Source organism: Streptomyces toyocaensis, assembly GCF_000725125.1.
GTDB classification, from domain to species: domain Bacteria; phylum Actinomycetota; class Actinomycetes; order Streptomycetales; family Streptomycetaceae; genus Streptomyces; species Streptomyces toyocaensis.
Map to the genome: position 1 here is coordinate 200,244 of NZ_JFCB01000009.1, position 9,500 is coordinate 209,743.

At 75.2% G+C, this 9,500-nt stretch carries 7 protein-coding genes; 2 read left to right on the forward strand and 5 right to left on the reverse strand.

The features are described from left to right. Window positions 1–8: 8 nt before the first annotated feature. The 5 genes from sucC to BU52_RS13220 form a co-directional block, all read right to left on the reverse strand. Window positions 9–1,187: an ADP-forming succinate--CoA ligase subunit beta gene (gene sucC / locus BU52_RS13200; RefSeq protein ID WP_037932970.1), complete on the reverse strand. Its 1,179-nt coding sequence runs from the start codon at window positions 1,185–1,187 to the stop codon at window positions 9–11. 616 nt (window positions 1,188–1,803) lie between these two features. Then, window positions 1,804–2,769 carry a hypothetical protein gene (locus BU52_RS13205; protein WP_037932973.1) on the reverse strand — a complete coding sequence of 322 codons (966 nt, stop codon included), beginning with the start codon at window positions 2,767–2,769 and terminating at the stop codon, window positions 1,804–1,806. Between the two features lie 160 nt (window positions 2,770–2,929). Further along, window positions 2,930–4,093, reverse strand: coding sequence for a vWA domain-containing protein (locus BU52_RS13210; protein WP_037932976.1), 1,164 nt, complete (start codon window positions 4,091–4,093; stop codon window positions 2,930–2,932). 29 nt (window positions 4,094–4,122) lie between these two features. Next, a complete protein-coding gene (locus BU52_RS13215) occupies window positions 4,123–6,555 on the reverse strand; it encodes a DUF5682 family protein (protein ID WP_037933046.1) in 2,433 nt (810 codons plus the stop codon). A gap of 5 nt (window positions 6,556–6,560) precedes the next feature. Next, window positions 6,561–7,718, reverse strand: a complete 1,158-nt coding sequence (locus BU52_RS13220; RefSeq protein ID WP_037932978.1) for an ATP-binding protein — start codon at window positions 7,716–7,718, stop codon at window positions 6,561–6,563. A gap of 133 nt (window positions 7,719–7,851) precedes the next feature. Between BU52_RS13220 and BU52_RS13225 the strand changes: the two genes are divergently transcribed. Next, window positions 7,852–9,213, forward strand: coding sequence for an SWIM zinc finger family protein (locus BU52_RS13225; RefSeq protein WP_037932981.1), 1,362 nt, complete (start codon window positions 7,852–7,854; stop codon window positions 9,211–9,213). 112 nt (window positions 9,214–9,325) lie between these two features. Further along, on the forward strand, window positions 9,326–9,500 hold a 175-nt coding region (locus tag BU52_RS37275), incomplete at its 3' end, for a DUF5691 domain-containing protein (RefSeq protein WP_456154825.1).

Consider the following 9,500-nt stretch of genomic DNA (forward strand, 5'->3'; position numbering starts at 1 on the left):
CCTCTTCCTTACTTCGCAGCCGCGAGCTCGGCGGCCTTGTCGGCCGCGCCGTCCATGGTGTCCACGCGCTGCACCAGCGGGTGGTTGGCGTCGGAGAGGATCTTGCGACCCAGTTCGGCGTTGTTGCCGTCGAGACGGACGACGAGGGGCTTGGTGACTTCCTCGCCCCGGTCCGCGAGCAGCTGCAGCGCCTGCACGATGCCGTTGGCGACCTCGTCGCAGGCGGTGATGCCGCCGAAGACGTTGACGAAGACGGACTTGACGTCCGGGTCGCCGAGGATGATCTCCAGGCCGTTCGCCATGACGGCGGCGGAGGCACCGCCACCGATGTCGAGGAAGTTGGCGGGCTTGACGCCGCCGTGCGCCTCACCGGCGTAGGCGACGACGTCCAGGGTGCTCATGACGAGACCCGCGCCGTTGCCGATGATGCCGACCTCGCCGTCGAGCTTGACGTAGTTGAGGTTCTTCTCCTTGGCGGCGGCCTCGAGCGGGTTGGCCGCGGCCTTGTCCTGGAGGGCCTCGTGGTCGGGGTGACGGAACTCGGCGTTCTCGTCCAGGGTCACCTTGCCGTCGAGGGCGATGACGTCACCGGAGGCGACCTTGGCCAGCGGGTTGACCTCGACGAGGAGCGCGTCCTCGGCGACGAAGGTCTTCCACAGGGTGACCAGGATGTCGGCGACCTTGTCGGCGACCTCGGCCGGGAAGTTCGCGGCCTCGACGATCTCGCGGGCCTTGGCGGGGGTCACACCCTCGTTGGCGTCGATCGGGGTCTTGGCGACGGCCTCCGGACGGGTGGCGGCCACCTCCTCGATCTCCATGCCGCCCTCGACGGACGCGATGGAGAGGAAGGTGCGGTTGGCACGGTCGAGGAGGAAGGAGACGTAGTACTCCTCCAGGATCTCCGGGGCCGTCTCGGCGATCATCACCTTGTGGACCGTGTGGCCCTTGATGTCCATGCCGAGGATGTCCGTCGCGCGGGCGACGGCCTCGTCCGGGGTCGCGGCGAGCTTGACGCCGCCGGCCTTGCCGCGGCCACCGACCTTCACCTGGGCCTTGACGACGGACTTGCCACCGAGACGCTCAGTGGCTGCGCGGGCCGCCTCAGGCGTGTCGATGACTTCACCGGCCAGCACCGGTACATCGTGCTTGGCGAAGAGGTCCCTCGCCTGGTACTCGAACAGGTCCACGCGCTTCCGTCCCTATCAGTGATCTCGCGGTTCGTTGGATGCGTGGGCGTGCCGCGAAGGGCAACGTGACGTCCGCTGTGTCACAAGGGAGGCGCACACGGTGTCCGAGCGCGCGGCATGTCCGTCTCGCAGGTTATCGCCGCATGGGTGACCTCTCTAAATCACGGGTCACACGTGAGCGGTGATACCTGTCACATGATGCCGTGTTCCTTGGCACGGCGTGCCTGGAGTGAGAGGCCTCACCGGGCTGGGGTTGACCCGGTGAGGCCCTTGCGCGCACCCCGGAGGGGCGGTGGACGCCCCGTGGTCCGGGGTTGCGGGGTGGACCGGCCCTCACCCCAATGAGGGCCGGCCGCCCCTCCGCGAGGGTGCGGCCGGACGAGCCGACGGCTTTCGGCTGCCCGGGGTGTGATGCCCCCGCGGAGTCCTTTGTTACCCGGGAGTCAGAAACGGGTGGGAGGCGGGTGCGCCCAACGGGACGTGGTGGAGGGCGGTCCGCACCGGATTCCGCCGGTGCGGGTGGGATGATCCGCCCCGGCCCGCCCGCTCAGGTCCCCGCGCGGATGTGTCCGCCGGGAGGCGGGGAGCCGCTCCAGGAGGGCACCGAAGCCCCCTCCTAGGCGGGTGAGACCGGGACGTCCCGGCACAGGTCCCGTGTCCCGGCCGTCTCGCCGGGCACGGTGGGGCCGGGCACGAGCCGGGGCGCGGGTCGGTGGAACGCGGGGACGGCGCAGGCGTCACCGTGCCGCGGTGTGCAGTGGTCCGCCGCCGGGCCGGTGCCCGTGGCGCCGTGCGGCCGGTCTCCGGCGGGTGCGTACGGGGCGAGGACCGGCCCGGCGGGTAGGTCCTCACGGGCGAGGGCACCTCGTCCGCGCTCGTCCCCGGGGCGGCCGTACTCGCCGCCGCCGACGCCGGTGAGCCGCGGGCCGTGGAGGGCGGGGGCCGCGCCGGGGGCCGGTGTGTCCGGGGTGCCGGAGGTGCGTGGGGTGTCGGAGGTGCCCGGGGTGTCAGGGGCCTCCGCGGCCGGTGGGGCTTCCGGGGCAGCGGGGGTGCGCACGGTGGGCGCGCCGGGCGCGTCGAGTGACAGGAAGGACGGCTGGTCCGGGCCGGGGATGGTCGGCTCCGGAAGGGTCGGTGCCGGGGCCTCGGGCACCACCGGGATGTCCGGCAGCGGCGCGGCCCGCTCCGGGGCGGGCAGGGCCCCGGACGCCTCGTCCAGCCCTTCGGTCACCGTGCCCACCAGCTCCCCGACCGGCCGCACGACCCGCTCCCCCACGGACCGGACCACGGCCTCGGTCAGCGGACGGACCGGGCCGGCCGCATCCGGGCGCGGCGCGGTGAGGGTGTCGGCGAGCGACCGGCGAGCGTTCGCTTCGGACGGGGTGTGGAGGCCGGTCGGCACCGGCGCCTCGGCGGAGCCCGCCCGCACCGGCGCGCCGTCCGCCGCCTGCGCCCGCTCCCCGCACAGCACACCGAGCACGAACACCGCGCCCACCAGCAGCACCAGCCGGACCGCACGCCGCGCGGCCGTCGCGCGCAGCACGCGCTGAGCGGTTCCGGGCACGACGGGGGACCAGGTCACGACGGGATTCCTCCCGGACGGCGGGGCGCGTGAGGACGCTGTACGCCTCCACATCGAAATCGAACAGCGTCGATCCTCGCACGCGACTCCTGAGGCTGCGCAAGCCCTCTCCTACCGATGGCCCGTCATGTCCGGATCCCCCGGCCGGAATCCGTCCCCGTCACCGCGCGTCGGGTACCGGCAGCGGCCGCTTCTCGATCGCCGCCGCCATCACCTCGGGGAACAGATCGGGCGTGCAGGCGAACGCCGGCGTGCCCAGGGCCGCGAGCGCCGCCGCATGCTCCCTGTCGTAGGCCGGCGCACCCTCGTCGGACAGCGCGAGCAGTGTCACGAACTGCACCCCCGACGCCTTCATCGCCGCCACCCGCCTGAGCATCTCGTCGCGTATCCCCCCTTCGTAGAGGTCGCTGATCAGCACCACCACCGTCTCCGCCGGGCGCGTGATCCGCGACTGGCAGTGGGCGAGCGCCCGGTTGATGTCCGTGCCGCCGCCGAGCCGGGTGCCGAAGAGCACGTCGACGGGGTCGTCGAGCCGGTCGGTGAGGTCGACGACCGCCGTGTCGAACACGACGAGCCGTGTGCTGATCGACCGCATGGACGCGAGCACCGCCCCGAACACCGACGCGTGGACGACGGACGCCGCCATCGACCCGGACTGGTCGATGCAGAGGACCACCTCCTTCTTCACCGACTGCGCGGCGTGCCCGTAGCCGATGAGCCGCTCGGGCACGACCGTCCGGTACTGGGGGAGATAGTGCTTGAGGTTGGCGGCGATCGTGCGGTTCCAGTCGATGTCGTGGTGGCGCGGCCGGCTGACGCGGGCGCTGCGGTCGAGTGCGCCGGTGAGGGTGGCCCGGGTGCGGGTGGCGAGCCGCTTCTCCAGGTCCTCGACGACCTTGCGCACGACGGCCCGCGCCGTCTGCTTCGTCGTTTCCGGCATCGCCTCGTTCAGCGACAGCAGGGTGCCGACGAGGTGGACGTCGGCCTCGACCGCCTCCAGCATCTCCGGTTCCATCAGGAGGGTGGCGAGGCCGAGCCGGTCGATGGCGTCGTGCTGCATGACCTGGACGACCGGGGAGGGGAAGTAGGTCCGGATGTCCCCGAGCCAGCGGGCCACCGACGGTGCCGACGCCCCGAGCCCCGCCGAACGGTCCCGTCCCGGTCGCGGTCCGTCCCTCTTGCCGTAGAGCGCGGCGAGCGCCCCGTCCATCGCGGCGTCCCGCCCGGACAGCGCGTGGCCCGTCCCGTCGGCCGCGTCACCGCCGAGCACGAGCCGCCATCGGCGCAGCCGCTCCCGCGCCGGGTCCGTCGTCCCGGTGGTCATGCGCGCCTCCCCGTGTGATCGCGTGTCCTTCATCCCGTGACCCCCGCCCCTGCGCCCGCTCCCTCGTCCTCTCCGTCCGGTCCCAGCAGCAGCCGCACGACCGGCAGCACGGCGTCGGCGCGCGCGGTGTCGAGACCGGGCGCGAAGCCGGGCTGACCGGGGGCCACCGCCGTGCTTCCCCGCGTCCCCGGCCCGCGCCGGGCCAGCTCGCCGAGGGTGCGCCGCACCCCCGGCTCGTAGGCCGAGAACGTCCGCCGCAGCAGCGGCAGCACGTCCGTGAACGCCTCCGCCGGTACGCCCGTCAGCCAGGCGTCGACCAGCCCGAACAGCCGCTCGTCGTGGACCAGGAGCAGCCCGCCGCCGGAGCCCTGGCCGACGAACCCCTCGATCCAGGCGGCCGCGTCCGCCGGGGACGTGCCCGGTGACAGCACGAGCCCCATGAGCCGCGCCGCCTCGTCCCGCGCCAGCTCCCCGTCGTCCAGCAGCAGCCGCACGGACCGGCCCCGCAGGACGCCGGGCACGGTGTCCCGGGCGGACAGCGTCCGCAGCACCGACTGCCAGCGGGCCCGCAGCCTCGCGTGGCCCGGTGCGGGGGCGTCGCCCAGGAGTCCCACCGCGCCGTGCACCGCGTCGATGTGGCCCCGCATCTCCTCGGCGGCATCGGCGTCGAGAGCGGTGCAGGCCGGGGGCACTCCGACGAAGACCCGCTCGGCGAGGCCGGCGGCGACCCCGGCCAGGGCACCGGTGTCCGTTCCGCGCACGTCGCCGTAGCGCAGCGAGCGGACCAGGGCGGGCAGTGCCTGGGCGAGGTGGCCGACGTCCGTGTCGAGGGCCGCGCGGTCGGCGAGGACGCGCATCACCGAGGGCAGCGCCTCGGACAGCCCGGCCAGCAGGCAGTGCTCGGCGAGCCCGGTGACCTCGGCGAGGCCCCGCGCGGCGACGGCGTCCGCCTCCGCCCTGGCGGTCGCGGCGGCGAGCACGGTCGTCCCCCACACCCCGGCCTCGGCGACCCGCACCGACAGCTCCGGCTCCCAGCGCAGCCGCCAGGTCTCCCGGAAGGTCCCCGTGCTACCGCGCGACACGGCCGGCTCGCCCCATCCGACGCCGAGCAGCCGCAGCCGGTGCAGCAGCCGGCTGCGCTCGGCGTCGGTCTCCCCGCGCAGGTCGAGGTCCAGCTCCCGCTCGGCCGCCTCCGGTCTGAGCCGCAGCCGGCGCTGGATCCGCGCGAGGTCGCGCTGCAACGGCACGGCGGGCGCCGTGGCCGGTACCTCCCCCAGCGCGTCGCCGACGACCAGCCGGTCGTGCACCAGCGTCAGCGGCACGTCGGAGCCCTCGCACATCACCGCCCGCACCGCGTCGGTCGTCTCGCCCAGCCCGGGAAGCGGACGTCCGCGCATCGCCGCGAGGGTCTCCGCCAGCCGCACGGCCTCGATCACGTGCGCGGACGACACGATCCTGTCCTCGGCCCGCAGCAGCCCCGCCACCTTGGTCAGCCACCGTTCCACCGGCCGGTCCCGGGCGCCGAACAGATGCCCGTACCAGCCCGGGGAGTCGATGCCCGCGCCGTAGCCGCTCGCCCGGGACAGCCTGCGGTTGGTCCAGGGCACCCAGGTCATGTCGGTCCTCACCCTGGGCAGCCCCTTCAGCAGGGCCCGGTCCGCGGCGACGGTGGCCCTCCGCCGCAGCGCCGGCACGTGCCAGGCCCCGCACACCACGGCCACGCCCTCCCCGAACTCCCGGCGCGCCGCGCGGATCCGCAGCCGCATGTGGGCCTCGCGCACCAGGTCCCGTTCATGCTCCCCGCTGCCGTGCTCCTCCCGCAGCGCGGTCATGGCTTCCTCGAGCGCCGTGAACGGCGCGACCGGGTCCCCCTTCCCGACACCCCGGTGCTCGACGACGTCCTCCCACCACCGCTCGGCGTCGTCGTACCCGGCGGCCTCGGCCAGCACCCTCAGCGGATCGACCCGCACATCGCCCGCCGGCCGGGCACCCTCACCCGGTGCCGCGCCGGACCGCTCGTCCGGCGCGCCCGGGGCCGCGGCACCCGGGCCGCGGTCGCCCTCCGCCGAGCCGGTCGCGGGATCGGTCCCGTCACCGCCTCCCCCGTCGCGCCCGTCCTCCCCCTGCCAGGCCAGCGTGTGCGTGGCCGGCAGGTCGATGAAGCGGGCCGGGACCCCGTGCTCCAGCGCCCAGCGGATGGCGACCCACTCGGGAGAGAACTCGGCCAGCGGCCAGAAGGCGGAGCGGCCGGGCTCGTCGACGGCGTGGGCGAGCAGCGCGACCGGCGGCCGCATGTCCTCCTCGCCGGCGAGCGGAATCAGCGCGTCCGCCTCCGGCGGCCCCTCGACCAGTACGACGTCCGGCCGGGCGTCCTCCAGCACGGCCCGCACCGCACGCGCCGACCCCGGCCCGTGGTGCCGCACCCCGAGCAGCAGCGGGCCCGGCGCCTCCTCCCCGTTCACCCCGCTCACGCACCGGCCTCCCGGCAGGCCCGGTAGAGGTCCTTCCAGCCGTCGCGCTCGCGGACGACGGTCTCCAGGTACTCCTGCCAGACGACACGGTCCGCGGCCGGGTCACGGACGACCGCGCCGAGCAGGCCCGCGGCGACGTCCCCGGCCCGCAGCACGCCGTCGCCGAAGTGGGCGGCCAGCGCCAGCCCGCCGGTGACGACGGAGATCGCCTCGGCGGTCGACAGCGTGCCGCTGGGCGACTTGAGCCTGGTCCGTCCGTCGGCCGTGACCCCGTCGCGCAGTTCACGGAACACGGTGACGACCCGTCGGATCTCGTCGATGCCGTCGGGCACGGCCGGCAGGTCGAGGGAGCGGCCGATCTGCTCGACCCGGCGCGCGACGATGCCGACCTCCGCCTCGGGGGTCTCCGGAAGTGGCAGCACCACGGTGTTGAACCTGCGGCGCAGGGCGCTGGACAGGTCGTTGACCCCGCGGTCGCGGTCGTTGGCCGTGGCGATCAGGTTGAAGCCGCGGACCGCCTGCACCTCCTGGCCCAGCTCCGGTATCGGCAACGTCTTCTCCGACAGGATCGTGATCAGCGAGTCCTGGACGTCGGCAGGGATGCGGGTCAGCTCCTCGACGCGCGCCGTCATGCCCTCCGCCATCGCCCGCATCACCGGGCTGGCCACGAGGGCGTCCCGGCTGGGACCGTGGGCGAGCAGCCGTGCGTAGTTCCAGCCGTAGCGGATGGCCTCTTCGGGTGTGCCGGCGGTGCCCTGCACCAGCAGCGTCGAGTCGCCGCTGACCGCAGCGGCCAGGTGCTCGGAGACCCAGGTCTTCGCTGTGCCCGGCACCCCGAGCAGCAGAAGGGCGCGGTCGGTGGCGAGGGTGGTCACCGCGACCTCCACGATCCGGCGGGGACCGACGTACTTGGGGGTGATCACCGTGCCGTCCGCCAGGGTGCCGCCGAGCAGGTAGGTCGCGACGGCCCACGGCGACAGCCGCCAGCGGGCGGGGCGCGGACGGTCGTCCAGCGCCGCCAGTGCGGCGAGTTCGGCGGCGAAGGCGTCCTCCGCGTGCGGCCGCAGCGCCTGCCCCGTGGCCGCCGTCGTGTTCGCGGACGCGGAGCCGCCGCGCATCGGGTCGACGGGCGTCGGTCCAGCGGACACAGTCATGGCTTCAGTCCCCCTCCAGCTCGGCCGGTTCGGATCTGCCACCAACCGTGCACCACTGCACTGACAATCGCCCTGACCTGCGCGGACAGGCACTCCGGGAGGATTGTCAGTGCCGGGTCCTAGGGTCGGTGGCATGACTCAGCAGGGGGTGCGCTGGACCACGGAGCAGGTGCTGGCACTGGCGCCTGACGCCGCGTCACGCACAGCGGGGAGCGAACTGGCCGCGGCCGGGCCGTGGTCGGCGGCCGGCAGTTCCGGCGAGGGGGCGGTGTGGGGGCTGTGCGGGGGCGGCGGGAGCACGCCGTACCGGACGGTCGTCGACGTCGCGGACGCCGGCGCGCCCGCCTACTCGTGCAGTTGTCCGAGCCGTTCGTTCCCCTGCGAGCACGCACTCGGTCTGCTGCTGCTCTGGGCGGGCGGGGAGGAGACGGTGCCGCGGGCGGAGGCACCGGAGTGGGCCGAGCGGTGGATCGCGGGCCGGCACAGGCGCGAGCAAGCGGCGAACGAGCGGGCCGGGGGCGCGGCGGGTTCCCCGCCGGCGCCGGCGGATCCGGAGGCTGCGCGGCGCCGGGCGGAGCGCCGGGCGGAGCGGGTCACCGCGGGCGCGGTGGAGCTGGAGCAGCGGCTCGCGGATCTGCTCCGCGGCGGCCTGGCGTCGGCGGCGCAGTCCGGGTACGGCCTGTGGGAGGAGACCGCGGCCCGCATGGTGGACGCCCAGGCGCAGGGGCTGGCCACCCGGGTGCGGGAGCTGGGGGCGCTCCCGGACACCGGGCCGGGGCGGCCGGTGCGGGTGCTGGAGGAGTGCGCGCTGCTCCACCTCCTGGCCCGGGGCTGGCTGCGCCGGGAGCGGCTGCCGCGGCCACTCGCCGCGACGGTCCGTTCCCGGATCGGCCTGCCCGCGCGGGCGGACGGCCCGCCGGTGCGGGACCGCTGGCTGGTCCTCGCCCAGTACGACACGGCGGACAGCCGCCTGATCACCCGCCGCATCTGGCTGTACGGCACCGGCTCGGGGCGTACGGCGCTGCTGCTGTCCTACGGTGCGGCGGGCCGGGCCCCGGAGCTCGCGCTGCCGGTCGGGCTGGCCCTGGACGCGGAGGTGTCCGCGTACCCGGGGGCGGCACAGGTGCGGGTGGCCCTGGGGGACCGGTTCGCGCCGCCCGCGCCGACGGAGGCGCGCCCGCCGGGCACGACGACGGGCCGGGCGGTCGCCCGCTACGGCGAGGCGCTGCGCGACGACCCCTGGCTGGACGCGGTGCCGGTGACGCTGGGGCGGGTGACACCGGCCCCGGACGGTGACGGCTGGCAGCTGGCCGACGCCGACGAGGACGCGGCCCTGCCGCTCACCCCGGCCGCGTGCGCCCGCCCCGGTCTGTGGCGCCTGGTCGCCCTGTCGGGCGGCGCCCCGGTCAGGGTCTTCGGTGAGTGCGGCCACCAGGGATTCACCCCTTTGGCGGCATGGCCGCAGGGGCCGGGGGAGGCGGTGGCGCTGTGCTGAGCACCGCCATCCCCGCGGCCCCGGCCGGACCCGGGAATCTTTCGGGCCTCACCGGACACCCGGTGCACCCGAGTCTTCGGCCGTTGCGGGACGCCCGCCGGAAAGGAAGCTCATGAGCAGGACGCCCGTCGCCGTGGCCGCGCCCCTCCCCGACTGGGAGGACCTGGTGACCACGGCCCTGCTGGGCACGGACCGGCGCACACCGGCGGGTGTCGCGCCCGGTCCGCGGGCGCCGTCGGCCCTGCTGGACGCGGCGGCCGTGGCGACGGTACGGCGACGGGCCGGGC

Coding starts and splice junctions, on each gene's coding strand:
- BU52_RS13210 (WP_037932976.1), bottom strand. CDS start 4,093: ATGACCACCGGGACGACGGACCCGGCGCGGGAGCGGCTGCGCCGATGG.
- BU52_RS13220 (WP_037932978.1), bottom strand. CDS start 7,718: ATGACTGTGTCCGCTGGACCGACGCCCGTCGACCCGATGCGCGGCGGC.
- BU52_RS13225 (WP_037932981.1), top strand. CDS start 7,852: ATGACTCAGCAGGGGGTGCGCTGGACCACGGAGCAGGTGCTGGCACTG.